General features: G+C 64.4%; 20 protein-coding genes and 1 pseudogene. 8 read left to right on the forward strand and 13 right to left on the reverse strand.

The annotated features are described in order from the left end of the window. Positions 1 to 26 precede the first annotated feature (26 nt). From N805_RS13160 to N805_RS13170, 3 genes and pseudogenes are all read left to right on the forward strand, one after another. Positions 27 to 731, forward strand: a complete 705-nt coding sequence (locus N805_RS13160; protein WP_019470739.1) for a FadR/GntR family transcriptional regulator — start codon at positions 27 to 29, stop codon at positions 729 to 731. Positions 732 to 747: 16 nt separating this feature from the next. Beyond that, positions 748 to 1,416 (forward strand): GntR family transcriptional regulator, encoded by a 669-nt coding sequence (locus tag N805_RS13165; protein WP_019470740.1) that lies wholly within the window; start codon positions 748 to 750, stop codon positions 1,414 to 1,416. A 234-nt stretch (positions 1,417 to 1,650) separates the two neighbouring features. Further along, a pseudogene (locus N805_RS13170) lies at positions 1,651 to 2,711 on the forward strand (hypothetical protein). Positions 2,712 to 2,723: 12 nt separating this feature from the next. On the opposite strand, the gene N805_RS13175 reads toward N805_RS13170, so the two are convergent. Further along, a complete protein-coding gene (locus N805_RS13175; protein WP_019470742.1) occupies positions 2,724 to 3,152 on the reverse strand; it encodes a PACE efflux transporter in 429 nt (142 codons plus the stop codon). A 102-nt stretch (positions 3,153 to 3,254) separates the two neighbouring features. Here N805_RS13175 and N805_RS13180 point away from each other — a divergent pair, with 102 nt between their 5' ends. Both N805_RS13180 and mcpA read left to right on the forward strand, forming a co-directional pair. Then, positions 3,255 to 4,133, forward strand: coding sequence for a LysR family transcriptional regulator (locus N805_RS13180; protein WP_019470743.1), 879 nt, complete (start codon positions 3,255 to 3,257; stop codon positions 4,131 to 4,133). 142 nt (positions 4,134 to 4,275) lie between these two features. Continuing rightward, entirely contained in the window at positions 4,276 to 6,162 is a 1,887-nt protein-coding gene (gene mcpA / locus N805_RS13185) for a methyl-accepting chemotaxis protein McpA (RefSeq protein ID WP_019470744.1), read from the forward strand. 152 nt (positions 6,163 to 6,314) lie between these two features. Here the strand turns inward: mcpA and N805_RS13190 are convergent, their stop codons facing one another. The 3 genes from N805_RS13190 to N805_RS13200 all read right to left on the reverse strand — a co-directional run bounded on the left by N805_RS13190 (position 6,315) and on the right by N805_RS13200 (position 9,065). Then, entirely contained in the window at positions 6,315 to 7,379 is a 1,065-nt protein-coding gene (locus N805_RS13190; protein WP_028613453.1) for a membrane protein, read from the reverse strand. A 159-nt stretch (positions 7,380 to 7,538) separates the two neighbouring features. Then, the gene (locus tag N805_RS13195; protein WP_028613452.1) at positions 7,539 to 7,916 is read right to left on the reverse strand and encodes a RidA family protein; all 378 of its coding nucleotides are present in this window, start codon (positions 7,914 to 7,916) and stop codon (positions 7,539 to 7,541) included. A gap of 12 nt (positions 7,917 to 7,928) precedes the next feature. After that, on the reverse strand, positions 7,929 to 9,065 hold the full coding sequence (locus N805_RS13200; protein ID WP_028613451.1) for an NAD(P)/FAD-dependent oxidoreductase: 1,137 nt from the start codon (positions 9,063 to 9,065) through the stop codon (positions 7,929 to 7,931). Between the two features lie 115 nt (positions 9,066 to 9,180). Here N805_RS13200 and N805_RS13205 point away from each other — a divergent pair, with 115 nt between their 5' ends. Further along, positions 9,181 to 9,774 (forward strand): helix-turn-helix domain-containing protein, encoded by a 594-nt coding sequence (locus N805_RS13205; protein WP_028613450.1) that lies wholly within the window; start codon positions 9,181 to 9,183, stop codon positions 9,772 to 9,774. A gap of 105 nt (positions 9,775 to 9,879) precedes the next feature. Next, entirely contained in the window at positions 9,880 to 10,665 is a 786-nt protein-coding gene (locus N805_RS13210) for a sulfite exporter TauE/SafE family protein (RefSeq protein WP_028613449.1), read from the forward strand. A 3-nt stretch (positions 10,666 to 10,668) separates the two neighbouring features. Here N805_RS13210 and N805_RS13215 read toward each other — a convergent pair whose 3' ends face one another. The 5 genes from N805_RS13215 to N805_RS13235 form a co-directional block, all read right to left on the reverse strand. After that, positions 10,669 to 11,208, reverse strand: a complete 540-nt coding sequence (locus tag N805_RS13215; protein ID WP_028613448.1) for a histidine phosphatase family protein — start codon at positions 11,206 to 11,208, stop codon at positions 10,669 to 10,671. Between the two features lie 111 nt (positions 11,209 to 11,319). After that, positions 11,320 to 11,658 carry a DUF3325 domain-containing protein gene (locus N805_RS13220; RefSeq protein WP_046811326.1) on the reverse strand — a complete coding sequence of 113 codons (339 nt, stop codon included), beginning with the start codon at positions 11,656 to 11,658 and terminating at the stop codon, positions 11,320 to 11,322. Next, positions 11,655 to 13,175, reverse strand: a complete 1,521-nt coding sequence (locus N805_RS13225; protein WP_028613447.1) for a PepSY-associated TM helix domain-containing protein — start codon at positions 13,173 to 13,175, stop codon at positions 11,655 to 11,657. The genes N805_RS13220 and N805_RS13225 overlap by 4 nt, the downstream gene beginning before the upstream one ends. After that, positions 13,172 to 13,459, reverse strand: a complete 288-nt coding sequence (locus N805_RS13230; RefSeq protein ID WP_028613446.1) for a hypothetical protein — start codon at positions 13,457 to 13,459, stop codon at positions 13,172 to 13,174. Before N805_RS13230 ends, N805_RS13225 begins: the two co-directional genes overlap by 4 nt. Positions 13,460 to 13,616: 157 nt before the next feature. Then, entirely contained in the window at positions 13,617 to 15,857 is a 2,241-nt protein-coding gene (locus N805_RS13235; RefSeq protein WP_028613445.1) for a TonB-dependent siderophore receptor, read from the reverse strand. Positions 15,858 to 16,146: 289 nt separating this feature from the next. Here N805_RS13235 and N805_RS13240 point away from each other — a divergent pair, with 289 nt between their 5' ends. After that, positions 16,147 to 17,430, forward strand: coding sequence for an arsenic transporter (locus N805_RS13240; protein WP_028613444.1), 1,284 nt, complete (start codon positions 16,147 to 16,149; stop codon positions 17,428 to 17,430). Positions 17,431 to 17,539: 109 nt separating this feature from the next. Here N805_RS13240 and N805_RS13245 read toward each other — a convergent pair whose 3' ends face one another. The 4 genes from N805_RS13245 to N805_RS13260 are packed head-to-tail and all read right to left on the reverse strand — an operon-like array spanning position 17,540 to position 23,986. After that, positions 17,540 to 18,607 (reverse strand): 3-keto-5-aminohexanoate cleavage protein, encoded by a 1,068-nt coding sequence (locus tag N805_RS13245; protein ID WP_028613443.1) that lies wholly within the window; start codon positions 18,605 to 18,607, stop codon positions 17,540 to 17,542. A gap of 60 nt (positions 18,608 to 18,667) precedes the next feature. Then, on the reverse strand, positions 18,668 to 20,308 hold the full coding sequence (locus N805_RS13250; protein ID WP_028613442.1) for a fatty acid--CoA ligase: 1,641 nt from the start codon (positions 20,306 to 20,308) through the stop codon (positions 18,668 to 18,670). A gap of 45 nt (positions 20,309 to 20,353) precedes the next feature. Continuing rightward, positions 20,354 to 22,879 (reverse strand): efflux RND transporter permease subunit, encoded by a 2,526-nt coding sequence (locus N805_RS13255; protein WP_028613441.1) that lies wholly within the window; start codon positions 22,877 to 22,879, stop codon positions 20,354 to 20,356. A 30-nt stretch (positions 22,880 to 22,909) separates the two neighbouring features. Beyond that, positions 22,910 to 23,986 (reverse strand): WD40/YVTN/BNR-like repeat-containing protein, encoded by a 1,077-nt coding sequence (locus tag N805_RS13260; RefSeq protein WP_028613440.1) that lies wholly within the window; start codon positions 23,984 to 23,986, stop codon positions 22,910 to 22,912. Between the last annotated feature and the right edge of the window lie 18 nt (positions 23,987 to 24,004).

The following is a 24,004-nucleotide window of genomic DNA, read 5'->3' on the forward strand; positions in this document are numbered from 1 at the left end:
GACGCCGGCCCTTGCAGGAGCAAACCGTGATCAGCTCATCGACCGTCGTCACCTCAGTGGTGGAAAAACTGCGCCAGGCCCTGGCCCGGGGCCAATGGCGCACCGGCGACATGCTGCCGGGCCAGCGCGAGCTGGCCGAACAGCTGGGTATCAGCCGGCCCAGCCTGCGCGAAGCGGTTACCGTACTGGAAACCCTGGGCCTGGTGCGCTCGTTACCGGGCAAGGGCGTACTGGTGCTGGATGCCGACGCCGCCACCCAGGAACCGGGCATGGACACCGGCGCCGCGGCCAGCCTGGCCGATGTGCTGGAACTGCGCTACACCCTCGAACCTTTCATTGTCGGGCTGGTGGCGCAGTCGGCCAACAGCCAGGACGTCGGCCAGTTGCGCCTTACCCTGATGGACATGCGTGAAGCGCTGGAGGCCGATGACAGCGAAGCCGGGGTAAAAGCCTACATCGCGTTCCATGAGGCGTTGTTCACCCTCACCACCAACCCGATCTTCCAAAGCGTGGTGCAGCAGACCGGCAATGCCTTGAAGCAAAGTGCCGACATGCTGCGCAATTCGCCCGAACACCTGGCGGCACGGCTCAAGGAAAACGAAGCCGTGGTACGCGCCATTCGCGAACGCAACAGTGCCCAGGCCAGCGCCCAGATGCGCCAGCACATTCTGGCCGAAGGCCAGCGCATGGGCATCCCGCTGAACATCCCGGACGAACACCCGCGCCCATGACCCCAGGAGAGCGACCATGAATGCCGCCCCCCACCTGCCAGCGCTGCTTGCTGCTGGAGAAACCCGCTTGTCGGCCGAGCAAATCTACCCTCGGCTGTTCGACGCCATCCTCGAACAGCGCCTGCCCCCAGGCGCCCTGTTGCCCGAGCAGGCGCTGGGCCATGCCTTTGGTGTGAGCCGCACCGTGATACGCCGTGTGCTTGGGCGCCTGTCCGACCAGCAGGTGGTGGTGCAGCGCCCCAGCCACACCGCGCACCTGGCCGCGCCCGACCCGGACCAGGCGCGCCAGGTGCTCAGTGCCCGGCGCCTGGCCGAAACCACGCTGATCACCCTGGCCGCCCAACGCGCCCGGCCGGCGCAGGTACGCCAGCTGCGGCAACTGGTGGACCGCGAGCGCCAGCACCATGAAAGCGGCGAACGTTGCGCGGCGATCCGCCTGGGCGGCGAGTTTCACCTTAAACTGGCGCAGGTGGCAGCCAATGCGCCACTGGCGCGGTTCCTCAATGGCCTGGTGCCAATGACCTCGCTGATCATCGCCCGCTACGAATCGCCGTGCTGCGACCACTGCGCCTGGCAAGAACATGCGGCGATCATCGATGCCGTGGAGCAAGGCGATGCCGAGACTGCCTTGGGGTTGATGCACAAACACCTCGACCGCCTGGAAGAAAAACTCGACCTGAAATAGCCGCTCATGCTGACGCGGTCCCTGTAGGAGCGGCCTTGTGTCGCGATGGGTCGCAAAGCGGCCCCGGCAATTTCCGCTGCAAAGCTGAAATCCTGGGGCCGCTGCGCGCCCCATCGCGACACAAGGCCGCTCCTACAGGGACCGCGATGACCGGGCGATGGGCTGCATAGCAACCCCAAAAACCCCACCCTATACTGCAAGAACCACCCCAGCCTCTATCAGGGAGGCGGTCGCGTGAGTTCTCGAATCCTTCTGCTGCTGTGCCTTCTGCTGGCGCTTGCCGGTTGCGCAGGCAAGCGCCCACCTGCCCCGCCCCCCCTGCGGTGCTCACACCGGCCGCCTGGCAACGCATCGACCAGGAACTGATCGACGCCTCGGTCGGGGCAGCCGGTTCGGCCAACGACTATGCCCGACGCTCCATGCGGGTTTGGCGGGAGCAGGTGCAACAGCGCACCGAAAGTGACTTCATCCCCTGGTTCACCGGCTACTGGACCCAGCAGTGGCTGACCCTCAAGGTGGCCTGGTACAAACTCGACAGTGGCGAAGGCCGGGAGCCGGCAGAAAAGCGCCTGGCCCTGTACCTGCAGGAGCAGTACCACGAGCGGGTGATCGAGCCGGTGGCCGAACAGATCAACCCCGAGGGCATCCGCGACCGCGCCTGCGAGCTGTACCTGCAACTGTTCGGCCAGCAATTGCCAGCCATCATCAGCCGCTACAACGCGCCGCCCGAGCAGCTCAGCCAGCGCCTCAACCGCATCCCCGCCATCGCACTGGGGCCACCGGATGCCCGCAATGCCAGCCTGTATCAACTGCTACGGGCCAAGCCGCTGGACCAGCAGCCAGCCTGGCAAGCCATGCGCCAGCACCTTCACCAACTGGCCAGCAAAGGCCCCGGGAGGACCGATGTCGGACTGAGTTCGGTGGCTACCCAGGCGAGCGACAAACTCGGCGCTACCTTGGCCCCACGCGGCATCGCCAGCGCCGTTGCATCGGCAGTCGGCAAAGTGGCTGGGGCGATGATTTCGATCGCTGCGGCCGGCTACGGCATGATGACCCATGACCGTGAACAGCCGCAGATGGTCGAGCAGTTGCGGGTGATCCTCAACGTGGCGCTGAACCAGGAATGGCAGGAGTTGATGGAGAACCGCCAGAGCGGGGCAATGGCGGGGGTGTATTACCTGTCCGGGCAGGTTGAGGACAGCTTGCTGGCTAGCGCACCACGGCCAGTTGAGCAACCCGTGGAACCACAGGTAAAGCAGCAAGAACCTCTGATCATTCGCCTGCCGCCTGAGTGAGTACGGGCTGAATCAAGCAGTAGCCATGGCAGAACTTGGCAGCCCGAAAACCCGGTCGAACGCCCAGTTGTAGGCAAAGGTGTAGCACGGCACCAGAATGATGAACGCCATGTCCACCAGCAGCGCCTCCACCAGCGTCATGTCCAGCCACCAGGCAATCAGTGGAATCAGGTACACCACCAGGGTCAGCTGGAAACCGATCGCATGCGCCACTCGGCGCGCCACGCTGCGTCCGCGCTTGGCCTGGCGGCTCTCCCAGTACTCGAACAGGGTGTTGTAGACCAGGTTCCAGAGCATGGCGATGGTGGTGATCATCACGGCCAGCGGCCCCGTATGCGACGCCTGGGTGTCCGACAGGTAGGCCAGCCCGAGGGTCGACATGCACAGCCCGATCAATTCATAGAAAGTCACGTAGACCAGTTTGCGTTTCAGTCCCTGCACCCGGGATTTCCTCCAATGACAAAAGCGATGAGGAGCGATCATGCTTCACCAGGCTTGACAGAAAAAGTCGGCAGCTGTCAGATCTACTGACAGGAGGCTGCCATGAATTTTTCCAGCGACAACATCCAGCTGTTTCTCGCCGTGCTCGACCGCGGGTCGTTTTCCGCCGCCGCGCGCGCCCTTAAGCGGGTGCCCTCAGCCGTGAGCATGGCCATCGGCAACCTAGAGGCTGAACTTGGCTACAGCCTGTTCGAACGCGGCTCGCGTGAAGTTCGCCCAACCGCACGGGCCTTGGCCCTTGAGCCGCACGCCAGGCTGATTGCCGAACAACTGGGGCTGCTGCAGGTTCATGCCCTGGAGCTGTCCCAGGGTTTGGAAAGCAGCCTGAGCGTGGCCGTTGTGCCAGACATCGACCACCGCCCGTTGCTGGCGGCCATCGCCCGCCTGGGCGAGCGCCACCCGTTGCTGGATATCGCCCTGCTCAGCGCCCCGCAGGAAGAAGCCCTGCACTTGCTGGACAGCGGGCGGGCCGACCTCTGCGTGGCCTTTGCAGGCCTGCACGTCGATGCCCGCCGAGGCTTCCAGCACATCGGCATGGAGTCGCTGGTGGCCACCCTGTCGCCCACCCACCCGGCCTTGCGCGAGGGGCGCATTCACTACCTCGAAGACCTGACCCGGGTGCGTCAGATTCTGGTGCGCAGCCGCGACCTGCCGCTGGCCGACCCGCGCCCGCTGATCGGTGCAACACATTGGTCCACCGACAGCTTGGACCTGGCTTTGCAAATGGTGGAAGCCGGCCTGGGCTGGGGCGACCTGCCACTGTCGCGGGTCGCGCCGCTAGTGGCCAGCGGCCGCCTGGTGCGCCTGGATTTTCGCAATACCCGCAACGAGTTGCAGCTGCCGGTGCACATTTTGTGGCGCAAACAACAACCGCTGCAGCAGGCCGCACGGCTGTTGATCGAACAGCTGGCGAATCAGTGACTGCCGTCTGTCGAAACGCCCAGAAGAAATTAATGTAAGTGCTTCAATCTTTTACCCCTTGAGCCGATATCCCGGTCGACAGGCCCCGCATCGCGTCATGAGCGTGCTGCGCCCTCCCCTCATTGGCTCAAGGTCTCGAAACATGAACCTGAAATTTCGCCACAAGATCCTGCTCAGCGCCTGCGGCGTCGTGGTCCTGGCATTTGCCCTGTTCACGCTCTACAACGACTACCTGCAACGCAACACGATCCGCCAGAACATCGAAGCCTCGGTGCAGCAGTCCGGCGCACTGACCGCCAGCAGCGTGCAAAACTGGATGAGCGGGCGCATCCTGGTGCTGGAAAACCTGGCCCAGGACATCGGCCAGCAAGGTGCCGGCGAGACCCTGGCCGGGCTGATCGAGCAGCCTTCCTACACGCGCAATTTCCTGTTCACCTACCTGGGCCAGGCCAACGGTGTATTCACCCAGCGCCCGGACACCCAGATGCCTGCCGGTTACGACCCGCGCCAGCGCCCTTGGTATGGTACCGCCGCCAGCGCCGGGCAGACCGTGCTGACCGCCCCGTACCAGGGTGCGGTCGGTGGCCTGATGGTGACCATCGCCACCCCGGTGAAGAGCAAGAGCAATGGCGAACTGATCGGCGTGGTCGGCGGTGACGTGACCCTGGACACGCTGGTGGAGATCATCAACTCGGTCGATTTCGGCGGCATCGGCCACGCCTTCCTGGCCGACGCCAATGGCCAGGTGATTGTCAGCCCCGACAAAGACCAGGTGATGAAGAACCTCAAGGACATCTACCCCGGCAGCAATCTGCGGGTTGCCGCCGGCATGCAGGATGTCACCCTCAACGGCCAGGACCGCATCATCTCCTTCGCCCCGGTGGCCGGGCTGCCATCGGCGCAGTGGTACATCGGCCTGTCGATCGACAAAGACAAGGCTTACGCCGCGCTCAGCCAGTTCCGCACCTCGGCGATCATCGCCATGCTGATTGCCGTGGCGGCCATCGCCGGCCTGCTCGGCCTGCTGATCCCGGTGCTGATGAGCCCGCTGACCACCATGGGCCGCGCCATGCGCGACATCGCCGAGGGTGAAGGCGACCTTACCCGTCGCCTTACCGTGCAGAACAAGGACGAATTCGGCGAGCTGGCCACCTCGTTCAACCGCTTTGTCGAACGCATCCATGCCTCGATCAGCGAAGTGTCTTCGGCCACCCGCCTGGTGCATGACCTGTCGGAGAAAGTGGTCAGCGCGTCCAACGCCTCGATCAGCGGTTCTGAAGAACAGAGCATGCGCACCAACAGCGTGGCCGCGGCCATCAACGAACTGGGTGCCGCCACCCAGGAAATCGCCCGCAACGCCGCCGATGCCTCGCAGCATGCCAGCGGCGCCAGCGAGCAGGCCCACGGTGGCCGTGCAGTGGTCGAAGAGGCGATCAGCGCCATGACCGCCCTGTCCCAGCGCATCAGCGAGTCCTGCGCGCAGATTGAAACACTTAACGCCAGCACCGACGAAATCGGCAAGATCCTCGACGTGATCAAGGGCATCTCGCAGCAAACCAACCTGCTGGCCCTGAACGCCGCCATCGAGGCAGCCCGTGCCGGTGAAGCCGGCCGTGGCTTTGCCGTGGTGGCCGACGAAGTGCGCAACCTGGCGCACCGCACCCAGGAATCGGCGGAAGAGATCCACCGCATGATCACCAGCCTGCAAGTAGGCTCGCGCGAAGCGGTGCACACCATGAACACCAGCCAGGTTTCCAGCGAGCAGACCGTGCAGGTCGCCAACCAGGCGGGTGTGCGCCTGGCCAGCGTGACCCAGCGCATTGGCGAAATCGATGGCATGAACCAGTCGGTGGCTACCGCCACCGAAGAACAGACTGCCGTGGTCGAGAGCCTTAACCTGGACATTACCCAGATCAACGCCCTGAACCAGCAGGGTGTGGAAAACCTCAACGACACCCTGCGCCATTGCGACCAGCTGGCCCAGCAGGCCGGGCGCTTGAAGCAACTGGTGGGCAGCTTCAGGATCTAAGCCCTGTCATAGACGGCAACGGCCACCGCCTGTTGCCGCCTGTGCTGGCCCAATCGCCGGCAAGCCAGCTCCCACAGGTAAATCGCTGACCATAAGCCCTGCATATCCCTGTGGGAGCTGGCTTGCCGGCGATTGGGCTGCGCAGCAGCCCCTTATGCCACCGCCGCTTTCGCGGCCCTGCCCCGCCGCACCCAGGCCAGCAACACCGCCGCCATCAGCACGAACCCCAAGTAGCCAAAGAACGGGTACACCTCCCCCACCAGGCTGATGAACCCCACCAGGCTGCAACCAAACGCCACCACCCCCGTGACCACCGAGCCCCAGCGGAACTTCGCCGTGCCCGCCGGCAGCAGCCGCGAAAGAAACGAAAACATCGTACCCACCGCGGTGTTGACGATCATGCCGAAGATGATCAGGCACATCACCAGCCCCAGCAGCGGCGACACCTCGTTGGCAATCGACAGCATCGGCATGGGCAGGTCGGCCACGCTGTCCAGGCGCGACAACAGCCCGGCACTCATCACCAGCATGAGGCCGCCTAACGCCGCGCCACCCAGCAGGCCACCCCACACTGCGGTTTTCTCGCCCTTGGCCGACCCACCCAGGATGGCCAGGATCGGCGCACCCGCTACGATGTTGTAGGACACATACAGGAACGCGCCCAGCAGCCAGTGACGGGTGCCGGCTTGCTGCTGGCTGGCCAGGTGATCGAGCGCGGCGAAGCTCTGCTCGCGGGTGAACACGGCGTACAACGCGATTGCCGACGCCACCAGGATCAACAGCGGGGTGATGGCGCCAATGGCCAGGATCACCTTGCGCACGTCAAGGCACACGATGCCCACCACCACCAGCGTTACCAGCACGCTGCCGGTGAGTGCCGGAATGCCGAACTGCTGCTCCAGCAGCGCACCACCGCCGGCCAGCATGACCACGGTGACGGCGAACATGAAAAAGGTGATCAGCCAGTCGACGAACAGGCCCAGGTGGCGGCCGCAGATGGCCTGGATCACATCCTTGTGCGAGGTGGCCTGCTGGCGGTTGCCCAACGCCGCCAGGGCCATGCCGAGGAAGGTGAACAAGGCGGCGCTGACCATCGCCCCGACCAGCCCCCACATGCCGAAATCGACAAAGAACAACAACAGTTCCCGCCCCGAAGCGAACCCCGCCCCCACGATCACGCCGACAAACGCGCCGGCAATCTTCAGTTGCTCTTGCATGTGAACCTCTGGATTTATTGTTGTTGTCTTACTGCCACCCCATATCTCTTGTAGGAGCAGCCTTGCGCTGCGAAGAGGCCGGTAAGGTCGTTGCAAGCGCTTTGGCTCTACTGGCCTCTTCGCAGCGCAAGGCTGCTCCTACAAAAGCTCTGTGTTCGGTTACTCGTCACCGATAAAGGCCTGCACTTCAATCTCCACATCCACCCCCAGTGCCAACGCCGAGGCCACAGTCGAACGCACTGGCAGCGCCGCGCCGAAGAACTCCTTGTAGACCTCGTTGAAACCGGCGAAATGGCTCATGTCCGACAGCCATACCGTGGCCTTTACCACTTGGTCGAAACGCGCGCCGCACGCCGCCAGGCTTTCGGCGATGCGCTCGCAGGCGGCGCGGGTCTGGGTCTGGATATCACCGCGCACCACTTCGCCGCTGGCACTCATCGGCACCTGGCCGGAGAGGAACAGAAAACCACCCGCCTTCACCGCACGGGAAAACGGGAACGGCAGGCTGCTGGGGAAACGCTGGATGTCATTGCTCATGAGATGCTCCTTTCAAGGTTGCTGGAAACGGGCCGGGGACAGGCGCTTGGGCGCCACGCCCTGGCTGACAAGACTAGGGCACAGGGGTTGGCCAAGCAGCAGGTCGGCGGCCAGGCGCGAGGCGCCCGCGGCCGACTGGATACCATAGCCACCTTGCGCCGCCAGCCAGAAAAACGCAGGGGCATGCGCATCAAAACCGATCACCAGATCACCGTCGGCGACGAATGAGCGCAGCCCGGCCCAGGTGTGGCTGGGGCGGCGGATTGCCAAGGTGGTCATGGCTTCGATGTTGTAGATGCCCAAGGCGACGTCGAGCTCTTCGGGCGCGGCGTCCTGGGGTTCGACCGGGTCGGCATTGGCGGGCGACCCCAGCAGCTGGCCGGCGTCGGGTTTGAAGTAGAAGCTTTCGTCGACGCCGATCACTGCAGGCCAGCGGGCGAAGTCCTGGTCTGCAGGGCCGGGAAAGGTGAAGGCGCTGCGCCGGCAAGGTTGCAGGCCGATGCGCGCCACGCCGCACTGCTCGGCCACGCGGTCAGCCCAGGCGCCAGCAGCGTTCACCAACTGACGGGCCTGCACCCGGCTGCCGTCACCCAGCTCCACGTGCCACATTTCGTCCAGGTACCAGGCCTGGATCAACTCGGCGTTGCAGCGCAGCTCTCCCCCGGCGGCGCGATAACCGCGCAAGAAGCCTTGGTGCAAGGCGTGAACATCCAGGTCCATCGCACCCGGTTCAAGCACCGCGCCGGCCAGGGTCTCGCCACGCAGGCTGGGCACCAGGGCCAGGGCGGCGTCACGGTCAAGCAGGCTGACTTCGGTGCCATTGGCCAGGTTCTGCGCGTGGGTCTGCTCAAGCAGCTCGCGCTGCTCCACGCTGGCCACATACAGGCAGCCACGCGGTTCCAGCAGCGGGTGCTCGCAGAAGCCTTGCGGCGGCGTTTCGTAAAAGGCCCGGCTGGCGCGGGTCAGTGCCTGGATCTGCGGGGTGCCGTAGGCCTCCATGAACATGGCCGCCGAACGCCCGGTGGAGTGGTAACCAGGCTGTGATTCGCGCTCCAGCACCAGCACCCGCTGCTGCCCAGCCAGGCGATAGCCCAGGGAGGCACCGGCAATGCCGGCACCGATGATCAGGGTGTCGTAGGTCGGGGTCATGCACGCTCCTGCCAGGGTTATTATCATTTATGAGAATTCTAATATATGAGAATTTAGAAATACGCAAGTGTCCAAGGTAAGATGCCCGACCAACGCCGTATGCCGAGAAGCCTGAATGCCCGCTGCCCTACCCCTGCTTGACCGCGCTGTAGTCGGCCAGCGCCTGCGCCAGGTGCGCAAGGCGCGCCAGATGACCCTCAAGCAATTGTCCGAAGCCAGTGGTGTGCCGGTGTCCACCCTGTCGAAGATGGAGCTGGCACAAGTTTCGGTCAGCTACGAGAAGCTGGCCGCCGCCGCACGCGCCCTGAATGTCGACATTGCCCAGTTGTTTCGCGCCAGCGCTACGGTTACTGCCCCGGTGCCGGTAACCGTGGTGGTCGACTCGTTACCTGCGGCGGCGGGGTACTCCACTGGCACCTACGACTACCACCCCATTGCCGGCGACTTCCCCGAGCGGCGCATGACCCCGGCCTACGCCCGCATCATCGCCCGCGAACGGGGCCAGTTCGACGACTTTATCCGCCACCCCGGGCAAGAGTTCGCCCTGGTGCTGAGCGGGCGCGTGCGCATCGAGTTCGAAACCGGTGAAGCCGTGAGCATCGGGCCGCAGGAAACCGCGTACTTCGACAGCCAGGTTGGGCACATCTACCTGTCAGAAAGTGATGATGGCGGGGACGCGCATGTGATGGTGGTGATGACCGATCGCTGAAGGCGCCCGGTTATAACCTAATAACGAACAAGTCTATTTGGCTATAAAAAAATCTATATGCTGGCTGCATCCGATAACGGGCAAAGATGGGCAGTCGAGTAGCGTATGGATGTAGGTTCTTTCGGTTTCACCATTGCTGGCCTGGTCGTGGGTTTCATCGTCGGCATGACCGGCGTCGGTGGCGGCTCGCTGATGACCCCGATCCTGTTGTGGTTCGGCATCAGCCCGGCGACGGCAGTTGGTACCGACCTGCTTTATGCGGCAATTACCAAGGCCAGTGGCGTCTGGGTGCATGCGCGCCACAAGAACATCGACTGGAAGATCACCGGGCTGCTCAGCCTGGGCAGCGTGCCCGCCGCAGCGCTGACGCTGTGGTTCCTCAACACCCTGCACACCGACACCTCGGCGCTCAACGCCATCATCAAGCAAGGCCTGGCGGTGGTACTGATCCTGACCGCGCTGGCCATCCTGTTCAAATCGCGCCTGCAGGCTTTCGCCAACCGCCATGCCGGTGACCACTACCACCTCAGCGACCGCAGCCTGAACACGCTCACCGTGCTGACCGGCGTAGTGCTGGGGGTAATGGTCACCCTCACCTCTATTGGTGCTGGCGCCCTGGGTACCGTGGCGCTGTTCCTGCTGTACCCGTTTTTGGTCACCCGCCGCCTGGTCGGTACCGAAATCGCTCACGCCGTCCCGCTTACCCTGGTAGCAGGCCTGGGCCACGCCGGCATGGGCAACATGGACTGGTCGCTGCTGGGTTACCTGCTGCTGGGCTCGCTGCCGGGCATCTACCTGGGCAGCCACCTCACCGGACGGATCTCCGACCGCGTACTGCGTCCGTGCCTGGCAGCGATGCTGCTGCTGATCGGCTACAAGCTGGCGTTCTGAGCCTTAGCCCAGGCGCAGGCGCCACTGCCCGGTAAAGCTCAACTCGAGGCGCGAAAGCGGCAGCACGTCGATACGCTGGCTGGCCTGCATCGGGCACCCCAACACCTGTACCAGTACAGCGCGCATGACCATCGGGTGAGTCACTACCAGCCACTCACCCGGCGTGTCGAAGGCCGCCAGCCAGGCGGCCACACGCTGGCATAGCGCAGCAAACGACTCCCCACCATGCACCGCACTGGCCGGGTCCTGCAGCCAGTCTGCCAACGCCTGCGGTTGTTCGGTTTGCAACTGCTTCAACGGCAAACCCTGCCAACGCCCCAGGTCGCAATCGGCCAATGCCGGCTCGATCTGCACCGAGCCCGACAACCATGCCGCCGTCTCGCAGGCTCGCCGCTCTGGCGCAGTCAGCACCTGCATGCCGGGCACGATGGCGTCGGGGTGTTGGGTCAACGGCAAGATGCCGTCATCTGCACGGTGCAGGCGCCCGGTCTTCTGGGCCTGGGTCAGGGCATGGCAGATCAGGGTCAGGCGGACGGCTTTCACCGGGGCTCTCTCGCAACAGGCAGGGGCCCATGGTTTAGCATGCTGCGAGGCTTTTGGCTGCAACAATGTCGCCGCCCGCACAAACGCGTATCCCTTGGAGGCGCGTTCAGTTCATAGATAGGTAACCACCTGCACCAAACCCCACACCGGCAGCGCCCCCACCAATCCCACCGCCAGCCGCGGCCAGTACGGCAGCAACATCACCAGCACCAACCCCGCCAGCGACAGCACGCCGAACCAGGCCACCGGCCCCATGGCGCAGCCCCAGGCCTGGGCGCACAGCGTCAGGCTCGCCAGCAACGCCAACCAACCGGCACTGCGCAGGCTGATACTCCACACGCGCGGGCAGGTGCGATTCCACACCTGCTTGTAATGCCGCTCCAACCCTTGGCACAGCCCGAGCATACCGGCATAAGCGAACAGCACTGCGCCTGCAATCCACATCATCATGCCTCGGCCTCCTGTTGCCGCCCTGCCCGGGCCTTCTGCTGCACCGGTTGTGCTTGCCGCACCCGCCAGGCCACCAGCCCAACCAACACGCCCAGCACCAGCGCACAGGCCGCTACGCCCAGGCGCATGGCGTCTTCGAGGCCGCCAAACGCACCCAGGCCGATGCACAGCAACGCCGTCAGCAACAGTTGCTCGGCCCATGCACGGCGTGCCGGCCGGACACCCGCATGCAACAGCGCCAGCAGCCATACACCAAAGAACGCACGCACCTCCCAGCTCTCCCGCTGTGTCAGCTCCATCGGTAACAAACGGCTGGCCCACAGCAGCCCCACGCACGCCAGCAGCAGGCCGCTGACAAAGCCCACGTTGCACACCTCGGCCACCCGGTACCAGCGCCGTGCCGAAGCATCAGCAGTGGCGCTGGCATACTTGCGCCCGCGTTTCACGCAGAACAGCACCAGGCCGCTGGCGATCATCAGGCAACTGACCAGCCCGCAAACGAAGTACAGCCAGCGCATCGGGTAGCCGCCGAACTGGGCGAAGTGCAGGCCGACCATGACCCGCTGGGTCAAAGGCACCGCGCGCCATTCAGGCACGTCCCTGAGCAGTTGCCCGCTGACGCCATCGAAGACCATGGCCTGCCCCTTGGCCAGCGCGATGCGATTGCCCAGTTCGGGGCGGATTTCGACGCGCGCCGACGCCGTGTTCGGGTTGCGGATATTCAAGCCGCCAATCGGCCCCAGCCGCGCCTCGGCCTGGGCCAGCAACGGTGCTACGTCCACCAGCGCGGCCGGCTGCCTGGCCAGGCCACGAGGCTGTTCCATGCGGGCATTGCCCTGGGCCTGGAAGTAAGCGCGAGTGTCACCCGCAAACAGCGCATCGACCCCGGCGGGGATGTAGATGAGCATGAAGATCACCAGCCCGGTGTAGGTGATCATCAGGTGGAACGGCAGCAGCAGCACCGCACTGGCATTGTGGAAATCCAGCCACGAGCGCTGGCCCTTGTTCGGCCGGAAGGTGAAGAATTCCTTGAAGATCTTCTTGTGAATGACAATGCCGGTAATCAAGGCCGCAAGCATCACCAGCGCCAACGCGCCGACGACAAAAATGCCCCAGTTGCGTGGCAGGTCGAGGGTGAAGTGAAAGCGGAAGAAAAAGTTGCCGCCGACACTGTCGCGCACCTCGATGGCCTCGCCGGTGCGCGGGTCGAGTTGTACGCCACCGCCGTGGCGGCGCTCGCCGGTAGACACGCGCAACCCTGGCGCGCGTTCGCTCGGCAGGCTGATACCCCAGTTGCCAGCCTTTGGTTCATGGGCCTGCAGGTAGTTGATAGCGCGCCGGGCAGCATCGGCCTGGGACACCTGGGTGGCCGGGATTTCCGGCTGCATCCAGTGGTTGAGCTCCTTGTCGAACACCGCCAGGGTGCCGGTGACGAAGATGGCGAACAGCAGCCAGCCGAAGATCAGCCCGGCCCAGGTGTGCAGCCAGGCCATCGATTGGGTGAAGGTGTTCTTCATGCCAGCCGCTCCATTACCTGCGGCCAGAAACCGATCAGGGCAAGGGGCGCAGCCAGTGCCAGCGGCGCCCAGGCGCGCAACGCATCACGGCAGGCGAAGGCCCAGAGGATGGCGACGGTGTAAAAAATGAACGCCGGCAGGGTCGCGACAATGACCGCATCGGCGGCAGATAGCGGCAGGATGCGCGCCAGGCAGGCGCTGGCGGCGTAGCTGAGGGCGTAGCCGCCGAGCAACGCGGCGGCGCTGCGGGAGAGTAGTTGTAGCCAGGCGGGGGCTTTGATCATCGGAGGGTTCCTTGAGGTCCGGTGATGAGGCCAGGGCTGCCGCGCAGCCCAATCGCCGGCAAGCCAGCTCCCACAGGTCCCGCACAGCGTTCAAGGGCTGTGCGGGACCTGTGGGAGCTGGCTTGCCGGCGATTGGGCCGCATAGCGGCCCCTTGGATCAGAAGTTGATATTCAGCGCAGCAAACACCGCCCTGCCCGGCTGGTTATACGTGTTGGCCCCCGAACTGCTCGCGTTGCCACCACGCAGGATCTGCTTGTCGAACACGTTGTTCACCCCCACCCGCACGTCGTAGTTGGCGTTGAACTTGTACCCGGCGCTCACGTCCACCAGGCCATAGGCCTCGACGTCCTGCTGCGCGGCCTGGTCGTAGTTTTCCTGGGTGCGGTAGTTGTAGGTCGGCGACTTCTGTTTACCGAAGTAAGTACCCGCCACCTGGAACGACAGCTGCTCGGTGGCGCGCCAGTCGAGGGTGGTGTTGACGGTGTACTCCGGGATCACCGACAGCGGTTCGCCGGTCTCGCGATTGTCGTTGTCCAGCATCCAGGTCAGGTTGGTGTTCCAGTCCAGGGTTGGCGTCAGCTCGATGAAGAAGTTGCCTTCGATGCCTTCCACCCGCGCCTTGCCGGCGTTTTCCCACTGGGTCACGCGGCGGCCGCTGTTGATGGCATAGAGCACATCGGTACCGCCGATGATCTTGTTCTGGTAGTCATTGCGGAAGTAGGTGGCGCTGGTACGCCAGGTGCCGCGGTCGTACAGCAGGCCAATCTCCTTGTTGACGCTGATCTCCGGCTTGAGGTCGGCGTTACCCTGCAGGTAGCAACCACCGGAGTTGGTCTGCTCCACACTACAGCCTTGGCCGCGGCTATAGAGCAGGTAGTTGGGGTTGGACTGGTACAGGTTCGGCACCTTGTAGGCGCGAGCAATGCCGCCTTTGACCGACAGCGCCTCGGTGAGCTTGTGCGACAGGTTCAGGCTCGGGCTGAAGTTGTCGCCAAACATCTCGTGATGGTCAAAACGCAAGCCAGGCGTCACCGTCGTGTCGCCGATGACGATATTGTCCTCGACGAACAACGCGTAACTTTTGGCGGTCATCTTCGATTCGCTGCGGTCGAAACCGCTGATCGCGTCATTGCCCGAGCCACTCGGGTCGAAGCTCTGCGGACGGAACGAGCCCTGGTCGTTGAGCGACTCGTACAGGTACTCGCCCCCCAGGGTCAGCACATGCTCGGTGCTGCCCACGGCGAACGGCAAGTTGACCTCACTGTTCAAACGCGTGTTGCGCAACCGCGACATCGCCGCGCCGCTGTCGTTGATCGCCCCTTCCGGGCCACCGGCCAAGCCCTCGTTGAGGCGCCAGTTGCGCACGTATTCGTAAGCCAGGGTGGTCTTGCTGGTACCCCAGGTGAAGTCGCCCAGGTGGGTCAGGTCGTAGGTGCTGCGCTGCATGATGTTGGTTTCGTGGCCATACAGGCTGGAAATCAGTGCGACGTCGCTGCCGCCGTTGCTGTTCATGGTGTCGCCGGCGTAGATATTGCCCTGGCGGCTGTAGCCTGCACTGGCTTCGAAGCGGTGCTCGTCGTTCAGCTTCCAGCTGAGCAGGCCGTTGATGTCCTTGTTGCGCACACCCTCGCGGCCTGCAACCAGTGCGCTGTTGGCCTGGCTGGCGTTGATATCCAGGTCGTCAGCGTCAGTCTTGGCCAGGCCGCCGAACAGGCGGAAACCAAGGTTATCGGTGAGGCCGCCACCGAGGTTGAAGTTGGCGCGGCGGCTGGCACCCTCGGCACTGTCTTCCGGCAACTGGGTGAACAGGCTGACGCTGCCCTTGAGCTCGTCGGTGGGGCGTTTGGTGATGATATTCACCACCCCGCCCATGGCGCCGGAGCCGTAGCGAGCGGCGGCTGGGCCACGCAAGATCTCGATACGCTCGACTGCCTCGGCGGGCACCCAGTTGGTTTCACCCCGGGTATCACGGTCACCGTTCCAGCCATAACGCACGGCATTGCGGGCGCTGGAGGGCTTGCCGTCGATGAGGATCAGGGTGTTTTCCGGGCCCATGCCGCGCAGGTCGATCTGGCGGTTGTTGCCGCGTGCGCCGCTGGCGCTGTTGCCGGTCAGGTTGACGCCAGGCTCGCGGCGGATGATATCGGACAGGTCATTGGCCGGTGGGTGGCGCTTGATGTCGTCGGCGGTGATGATCGACGAACCCAAGGCCTGACGCGCCTCGCGCTCGGCGGTGATCAGGGTGTTTTGAATCACTAGCGCGTTGTCGGCAACCGGCACTTCCAGCACCTCACCCGTGCGCTGCTCTTCAGCCTGGGCCCCGGTGGCCACCATGGCCGGTGACGCCAGTGCGACGAACGCCAAGGCCAGGCTGTTGGGTGAAGTTCTGCACTGCATGGGTACATCTCCTGCGATTCATGAGCGAAACGGCACATCCCTGTCGGAAACCGGGAGCCCTCGCCCACCGGCCTCGCAAACACAGTCTGGTGGCCAACAGGGGTGGTAAATATAGGGAATCGCAAATGAGAGTAAATCGTATTTACGAAGTTTACATGTTTGTAACGGAACTTTGCTGAACCGCGTCGCAGAGCGCTGCCTTCCCGCTTGCACGCAAAGAACGCCACCCTGAAGTAATTGCCTCCTGCACTGGCTACACTTGCCCTCTCCTGACCCGAGCCACCTGTTCATGCTCCCAGCCGCACTGATTTTCCTGTTCACCCTGACCCTGGTCATCTGGCAACCCAAAGGCCTCGGCGTGGGCTGGAGCGCCACCCTGGGTGCGGTCCTGGCCCTGCTGTGCGGCGTGGTGTCACTGCACGATATCCCCACCGTCTGGGCAATCATCTGGAACGCCACCGCCACCTTCATCGCCCTGATCGTCATCAGCCTGTTACTGGACGAAGCCGGTTTCTTCGCCTGGACGGCGCTGCATGTGGCGCGTTGGGCCCGAGGCGACGGGCGTCGCCTGTTTGCCTTCATGGTGCTGCTGGGGGCAGCGGTATCCGCGCTGTTCGCCAACGATGGGGCAGCGTTGATCCTGACCCCCATCGTCATGTCGATGCTGCTGGCGCTGCGCTTTTCCCCCACGGCAACCCTTGCCTTCGTGATGGGCGCCGGTTTCATCGCCGACACCGCCAGCCTGCCGCTGGTGGTATCGAACCTGGTGAATATCGTGTCGGCGGACTACTTCGGGCTCGGCTTCAACGCCTACGCCGCCGTGATGGTGCCGGTGAACCTGGTGGCGGTCGCGGCCACGCTGCTGGTGCTGTGGCTGTATTTTCGCCGCGACATCCCGCTGCGCTACGCCACCGACGACCTGCAGTTGCCTGCCCTGGCAGTGCGCGATCGCGCCACGTTCCGTGCGGGCTGGGTGGTACTGGTTGTGTTGCTGGCCGCGCTGTTCGTGCTGGAGCCGCTGGGCATCCCGGTCAGCGCCGTGGCCTCGGCCTGCGCCGCCGTGCTGTTCGCCGTCGCCGCCCGCGGCCACGTGATTGCCACCCGCCGCGTGCTACGCGAAGCGCCGTGGCAGATCGTGGTGTTCTCGCTGGGGATGTACCTGGTGGTGTACGGGCTGCGCAATGCCGGCCTGACCGACGCCCTTGCCGGGGTACTGGACTGGCTTGCCGGGCATGGGCTGTGGGCGGCTACGCTGGGCACCGGGCTGATTGCGGCACTGCTCTCATCGCTGATGAACAACCTGCCCAGTGTGCTGATCGGCGCCTTGTCGATCCATGCCAGCGAAGCCCAGGGCGTGGTGCGCGAGGCGATGATCTACGCCAATGTGATCGGCTGCGACCTGGGGCCGAAGATCACACCTATCGGCAGCCTGGCCACGTTGCTGTGGCTGCATGTGCTGGCGCGCAAAGGGGTGGTGATCGGCTGGGGGTATTACTTCAAGGTCGGCGTACTGCTGACCGTGCCGGTGTTGCTGGCGACCCTGGCGGCACTGGCACTGTGGTTGAGTATTTGAGGTCGGCCTGGCCGCTGCCCTGTCCCGGGCTGCCATCGGGGCGGCCAATGCCGTTGAAGTGGCTGCCGGCGAGGCAGCCCTGTGGGGTGCACGTCAAACGTGACGGGGGTTACACGGCTTCGGCCGTCTTGCGCAGGAAGCCTTGCTGGCCGCCATTGCGGTTTGGCGCGAACCCATTGGCCTGCAGGCTCTCTTCGACGGTGTCGTAGAACACGCCGATCTTGCTGATTTCACGAGCCTCTTTGGCGGTGGCGATCGGCCGACCGAACTCGCGCGAAATGCGCACCAGCTGCTCGATCTGCTGCACCGTGGACATCTTCTCGGTCTGCGCCTGGTTCCACAGGTTGTCCTCGATGCCGCAGCGCACGTGCAGGCCCATGGCGATGCCCATCATGTTGATCGGCAGCACGTTGCGCATCGAGCTTTCCACGGTGAGCACGGCGCCGTCCGGCACGGCCCGCACGATGTTGGCCAGGCTGTAGATGTTCGGCACATCCATGCCGCCGCCGATGGCCACCCAGTTCATCACCAGCGGGCCTTTGTAGATGCCACGGCGCATCAGGCGCTCGACCGACTCGAAGCTGTTCAGGTTGTAGCACTGGAAGGCGCTCTGGATGCCGGCGGCGCTCAGGCGCCGCACATGCTCCTCGACCCAGCCCGGCTGCGCCGGCACGGTCATTTCCTTGTAGGCCTCATACACCGCCGGGTCTTCCATCGAAGTCCCGCGCACATCCTGGTAGCCCCAGTGCTCCACCACGTTCATCTGCGAGGTGTTGACCGTCACGGTGACCTGATCGGGCTTGGGGTCGAGCTCGGCCAGCATATGGCGGGTGTCGTCGCTCAGCCACTTGGCCGCGGCGCCTTCGGTCTCAGGGGCAAAGCTGATCGAGCCACCCACCTGGATGATCATTTCCGGTACCGCTTCACGCACACCGGCGATCAGCTCGTTGAACTTGGACAGGCGCTTGGAGCCCTTGCCATCCAGCTCGCGCACATGCAGGTGCAGCACCGTGGCACCGGCGTTGTAGCAATCCACCGCCTTCTGCACCTGCTCGGCCATGGTCACCGGAATGTCCTCGGGGAAGTCGGACGGCACCCAGGAAGGCGCATAGGGCGCGGCGGTGATGATCAACGGCTGCTGGTTCTCGGTGAACAGGTGGCCATCAAGGAAGTTCATGGTGTGTTCCTTATTGTGATTGTTGGAGGGGTGTCGGTACAGACCGACGGCTATTGGGCTTCAGCAATGCATTTCGCGAATCAGTTTCTTGTTGATCTTGCCGACGCTGGTCTTGGGGATGTCCGCCACGAAGTGCACCTGCCGCGGGATCGCCCACTTGTTGATCTGGCCACTGTCGACGAACTGCTTCAGGTGCGCTTCAAGCCCCGCTTGGTCGAGGCTGTCACCCGGTATGCAGACGACCAGCGCAATCGGCCGCTCGCCCCAATGCGCATCAGGAATGCCCACCACCGCCACGGCGTTGACCGCCGAGTGCTGGCTGATCAGGTTCTCCAGCGCCAGCGAGCTGATCCATTCACCGCCGGTCTTGATCACGTCCTTGATGCGGTCCTTGATCTCCAGCACCCCGTGGCGGTCGATCGAGCCCATGTCGCCGGTGTGCAGCCAGCCGTCCTGCCACAGTTCGGCACCCTTTTCCGGCTCGTGCAGGTAACCCTGGGTCAGCCACGGCGAACGCACCACGATCTCGCCCAGCGACTCACCGTCGTGGGCCACCTCGACGCCCGCCGCATCGACGATGCGCAGGTCGACCATCGCCACCGGGGCGCCGGTCTTGATCCGCTGCGCTACCTGCTCGCCCATGGGCAAGGCCAGGTCTTCGTCGCGCAGGTGGGTCAAGGTCAGCAGCGGGCAGGTTTCCGACATGCCGTAACCGCTGAAGATCAGCATGCCGCGCTCGCTGGCCTGGCGCGCCAGGCCGTGGGTAAGCGCGCTGCCGCCGAGCAGGATCTTCCAGCGGCTGAAATCGGTGTGCCGGCCTTGCTCGCTCTCGAGCATCATCTGCAGCAAGGTGGGTACGCAGTGGGAGAACGTCACCCCCTCATCGCGGTACAGGCGCACCAGCTTGTCCGGCTCGTAGCGGCCCGGATACACCTGCTTGATGCCCAGCATCGTGGCCGTGTAGGGCACGCCCCAGGCGTGCACATGGAACATCGGGGTGATCGGCATGTACACGTCACTGGAACGCAGCAACGGCTGGCCGTCGCAGGCGGCGAAGGTGCCTAACTGGTTCAGGGTGTGCAGCACCAGCTGGCGGTGCGAGAAGTACACCCCCTTGGGGTTGCCGGTGGTGCCGGTGGTGTAGAACAGCGTGGCCACCGACTGCTCGTCGAAGTCCTCGAACTCGGCCTCGGGGCTGGCTGCATCCAGCAGCGCTTCGTATTCGCCGAGCACCGGCAGCGACGTGGCCGCAGCCTCCCCGTCCGTCAGTTGCAGGTAGCCTTTGACCGTGCCCAGCTGGCCGCGCAGCTGCTCCAGCAGCGGCACGAAGTCGTCATGCACCAGCACCAGGTCATCCCCGGCGTGGTTCATGGTGTAGGCCACCTGCTCCGGTGACAGGCGAATGTTCACCGTGTGCAGCACCGCGCCAATCATCGGCACGGCGAAGAAGCATTCCAGCGAACGGTGGCTGTCCCAGTCCAGCAGCGCGACGGTGTCACCGGCCTGCACGCCGGCCGCGCGCAGCACGTTGGCCAGGCGCCGCACCCGCTGCTCGAGCTCGCGGTAGCTGTAGCGCAGCGTGTCGGCGTAGACGATCTGCTGGTCCGGCTGACGCCGCACACCCGACATCAGCAGGCGTTTGATCAGCAAGGGGTAGGCATAGGCGCCGGCTGCTGGCGGCATTATTTTTGTCTTGGCCATGACGTTGTTCCCAGTATCCATATTCGATTCGACTAAAAAACCTGACTACGCCTGCGCCCGCGCTTGCGCGCGCGGTACCTGGGCGCTGTCACAGGGCTGCGGTTCGGCTTCGCAGGGCGCGGGGGCCGCCGCGACAAAGCGCTTGTCCGGCAGCAGGAAGTACGACAGGGCCGGGATCAGCAGCAGTGCGCCGAGCATGTTCCAGAGGAACATGAAGGTCAGCAGGATGCCCATGTCGGCCTGGAACTTGATCGGCGACCACCCCCAGGCGACCACCCCGGCAGCCAGGGTGATACCCACCAGCCCGACCACCCGGCCGGTGAAGGCCACGGCGTTCTGGTAGGCCTCGCCCAGGGTGCGGCCCTGCCGCTGGTAGTGCAGCTGCACACTGAGCAGGTACAGCGCGTAGTCCACGCCGATGCCAACGCCCAGGGCGATCACCGGCAAGGTGGCCACTTTCACGCCAATACCCATGGCCACCATCAGCGCTTCGCACAGCACTGAAGTCAGCACCAGAGGCAGCAGCGCCACCAAGGTCGCGCGCCAGCTGCGGAAGGTGATCAGGCAGAACAGCGTGACCGCCAGGTAGACGAACAGCAGCATGGTGCGGTTGGCTTCGCGCACCACGATGTTGGTGGCGGCCTCGATACCGGCGCTGCCGGCGGCCAGCAGAAACTGCCGGTCGGGGCTGCTGTTTTCGCGGGCGAAGCGGTCGGCGATGGCCACCACGTCGTCCAGGGTCTGGGCCTTGTGGTCCTTGAGGTAGGCGATCACCGGCATCATCGAGCAATCGGTGTTGAACAGCTCCGGGGCGTTGACCGAGGCCTGCTGGGCGGCGTAGTTGAGCATGTCCTGGTTGCGCTGCAGGCTGCTCATCTTCGGGTTGCCTTCGAAGGAGCCTGCGGTGATCTGGCGCACGGCGTTGACCAGCGACACCGTGGTCTGCACCCCGGGGTACTGCTGCAGCTCCCAGGCCAGGCGGTCGGCGAGGATCAGTGTCCTGTAGCTCAGACAGCCTTCTGGCGGGGTTTTGATCATCACCGCGAACAGGTCGCTGGACAACGCGTAGTGGCTGGTGATGTAGGCGTTGTCACGGTTGTAGCGCGAATCGGCGCGCAACTCCGGCGCGCCGCTGTCGAGGTCGCCGATCTTCAACTGCAGGCTTACCCAGAAGCCGCCCAGGCCCAACAACGTGGCCACCAACACCGCGCCGGTGGCCCACTTGCGCGTGGTAAAGCGGTCGAGGGCGTCCCACAGCTTGCCGAAGCCGCGGTGCTCGGCGGCACGCTGGTCAATGCGCAAGGCACGTTCGGATGCCTTGCGGCCAACGCCAACGTAAGACAGCGACACCGGAATCAACAGCAGCGAGGTGAAGATCAGTACCGCCACGCCGATGCTGGCGGTGATCGCCAGGTCCTTGATCACCGGGATGTCGATCAGCATCAGCACGGCAAAGCCCACGGCGTCCGCCAGCAGCGCCGTAACCCCGGCCACAAACAGGCGGCGGAAGGTATAGCGCGCCGCCACCAGCTTGTGGGTGCCACGGCCGATGTCCTGCATGATGCCGTTCATCTTCTGCGCCGCGTGCGACACACCAATGGCAAAGATCAGGAACGGCACCAGGATCGAGTACGGGTCGATGGCATAGCCCAGCCAACCGACAATGCCCAATTGCCACACCACCGCCGCCAGGGAGCAGAACACCACCAGCAGGGTACTGCGCACGCAGCGGGTGTACAGGAAGATGATCACCAGCGAGGTGACGACTGCCAAGGCGAAGAACATCATTACCTGGATCAGCCCGTCGATCAGGTCGCCCATCAGCTTGGCAAACCCGATGACCCGCACCTTGTACTTGCCCTCGCCTTCCTTGCCAGACGCGCGCGCCTTGCTGTCACCGCCGTATTCGTACTGGTCGCGCAACTGCTGTTCGAGCATCTGCGAGAACTGCCGGTAATCGATACCGCGCCCGCTGGCCAGGTCGTGGTCGAGCAGCGGCACCACCAGCATGCTGGACTTGAAGTCGGTCGCCACCAGGCTGCCGACGATGCCGGCTCGGTTGATGTTCTGGCGTAACTGCTCGATGTCGGCCGGCTTGCCCTGGTAGTCATCGGGCATCACCGCACCGCCCTGAAAGCCCTCTTCAGTGACCTCGGTCCAGCGCACGCCCGGGCTCCACAACGACTTCATCCAGGCACGGTCGACGCCCTGGGCAAGGAACAGCTCGTCGTTGATCTTTTTCAGCACGTCCAGGTATTCGGGGTCGAAGATATCGCCTTGGGTGTTCTCCACCACCACCCGCACCGAGTTGCCCAGGCCGCGCAGCGCCTTGCGGTTGTCCAGGTAATTCTGGATGTAGGGCTGGCTCTGCGGGATCATTTTTTCGAAGCTGGGCCGCAGTTCCAGGCGGGTGACCGCCACATACCCGAGGACCAGCGTGGCCAGCACCATGAACAGCATGAACAGCGGGCGATAGTTGAAGACCATGCGTTCGAGCAGGTTGCCGGAACGTGGATCGAAATCCCGCAGGTGGCGGATCACCGGCATGGTGTCTTGCTTGATGTTGGCCATCACGAGGCTCTCTTGGAATTCTTGTGGGTCTTAGCGGGCTGGCAGCACGCGCACGCCGCGCTCACCTACCAGCACGGTGCCGTTGCCGCGGGTCTGCAGGGCTGCCGCCACGGGTGCCAGCGGCACCTGCGGTTGCAGGGCGAAGCTCTGGCCGCCGTCGTGGCTGCGCAGCACATGCCCGGCCTGGCTGAACAGCCAGTAGTCACCACTGCTGTCGAGGCTGGCGGCGGTGATGCTCTGGCCCAGCCCGGTGTCCACCTTGGTCCAGCTCTGGCCGCCGTCGAGGCTGCGTGCCACATGGCCACGCAGGCCATAGACGAGCACTTCGCCAGGCCTGCCGAGAATGCCGAACCAGGTGCCCTGGTAAGGGCCAGACAAGGCGACGAAGCGCTGCTGCCGGGCGTTCCACTTGAGCAGCAGGCCCTGCTCACCCGCCACATAAAGGTCATCGCCGACCGCACGGATGGCATTGAGGTGCAGGCCTTGGGGGTTGTCGGTTCGGTCCTGCATCGGCACCCAGTTTTCGCCGCCATCGTCGGTGCGCAAGATCAGGTTGAACACACCCACTACGTAGCCGTGCCGGGCGTCGGTGAACCACACACCCAGAAACGGCTTGTCGGCGCCCTCCTGCTCCAGACGCTGGCCTTCGGCGGCGAACTGCGGCCATTGCTCATCGTCGGGATGGGCCTGCGCCAAGGACCGGTAGTAGGCCGTGACCAAGGCGCCGATCTTCCGGCCATCGAGCTGCACTGCCCAGTTCTTACCGCCGTCACGGCTGTGCAGGACCACGCCATCGTTGCCTACCGCCCAACCCTCCTGGGGGGTTGGAAACGTCAGGGCATTGAGGTCGGCGCTCACCGGCACACTGGCCTGGCGCCAATCCTGGCCCTGGTTGTCGGAGTACACGATGTGGCCACGGGCCCCCACCGCGACCAGCCGCTCACCGGCCCGCACCACATCGCGCAGGGCGCTGTGCACCGCGAGCACGCTAGGCTCGGCCGGCAGGTCCAGCACATCGACATAGGCCGCCTGGACCACACCGCAGGTGCCGCCCAGGGCGAGCGTGATTGCCAGCGCCCACGGCGCATACTTGTTTAAAGAAGCCATGCCACATCCTCTGCAATA

The organism is Pseudomonas putida S13.1.2, assembly GCF_000498395.2.
In the GTDB taxonomy this organism is placed as follows: Bacteria; Pseudomonadota; Gammaproteobacteria; order Pseudomonadales; family Pseudomonadaceae; genus Aquipseudomonas; species Aquipseudomonas putida_Q.

Coding starts and splice junctions, on each gene's coding strand:
- N805_RS13250 (WP_028613442.1), bottom strand. CDS start 20,308: ATGGCCAAGACAAAAATAATGCCGCCAGCAGCCGGCGCCTATGCCTAC.
- N805_RS13230 (WP_028613446.1), bottom strand. CDS start 13,459: ATGATCAAAGCCCCCGCCTGGCTACAACTACTCTCCCGCAGCGCCGCC.
- N805_RS13200 (WP_028613451.1), bottom strand. CDS start 9,065: ATGACCCCGACCTACGACACCCTGATCATCGGTGCCGGCATTGCCGGT.
- N805_RS13235 (WP_028613445.1), bottom strand. CDS start 15,857: ATGCAGTGCAGAACTTCACCCAACAGCCTGGCCTTGGCGTTCGTCGCA.
- N805_RS13260 (WP_028613440.1), bottom strand. CDS start 23,986: ATGGCTTCTTTAAACAAGTATGCGCCGTGGGCGCTGGCAATCACGCTC.
- N805_RS13165 (WP_019470740.1), top strand. CDS start 748: ATGAATGCCGCCCCCCACCTGCCAGCGCTGCTTGCTGCTGGAGAAACC.
- N805_RS13180 (WP_019470743.1), top strand. CDS start 3,255: ATGAATTTTTCCAGCGACAACATCCAGCTGTTTCTCGCCGTGCTCGAC.
- N805_RS13240 (WP_028613444.1), top strand. CDS start 16,147: ATGCTCCCAGCCGCACTGATTTTCCTGTTCACCCTGACCCTGGTCATC.
- N805_RS13190 (WP_028613453.1), bottom strand. CDS start 7,379: ATGCAAGAGCAACTGAAGATTGCCGGCGCGTTTGTCGGCGTGATCGTG.
- mcpA (WP_019470744.1), top strand. CDS start 4,276: ATGAACCTGAAATTTCGCCACAAGATCCTGCTCAGCGCCTGCGGCGTC.
- N805_RS13225 (WP_028613447.1), bottom strand. CDS start 13,175: ATGAAGAACACCTTCACCCAATCGATGGCCTGGCTGCACACCTGGGCC.
- N805_RS13220 (WP_046811326.1), bottom strand. CDS start 11,658: ATGATGATGTGGATTGCAGGCGCAGTGCTGTTCGCTTATGCCGGTATG.
- N805_RS13205 (WP_028613450.1), top strand. CDS start 9,181: ATGCCCGCTGCCCTACCCCTGCTTGACCGCGCTGTAGTCGGCCAGCGC.
- N805_RS13255 (WP_028613441.1), bottom strand. CDS start 22,879: ATGGCCAACATCAAGCAAGACACCATGCCGGTGATCCGCCACCTGCGG.
- N805_RS13210 (WP_028613449.1), top strand. CDS start 9,880: ATGGATGTAGGTTCTTTCGGTTTCACCATTGCTGGCCTGGTCGTGGGT.
- N805_RS13245 (WP_028613443.1), bottom strand. CDS start 18,607: ATGAACTTCCTTGATGGCCACCTGTTCACCGAGAACCAGCAGCCGTTG.
- N805_RS13195 (WP_028613452.1), bottom strand. CDS start 7,916: ATGAGCAATGACATCCAGCGTTTCCCCAGCAGCCTGCCGTTCCCGTTT.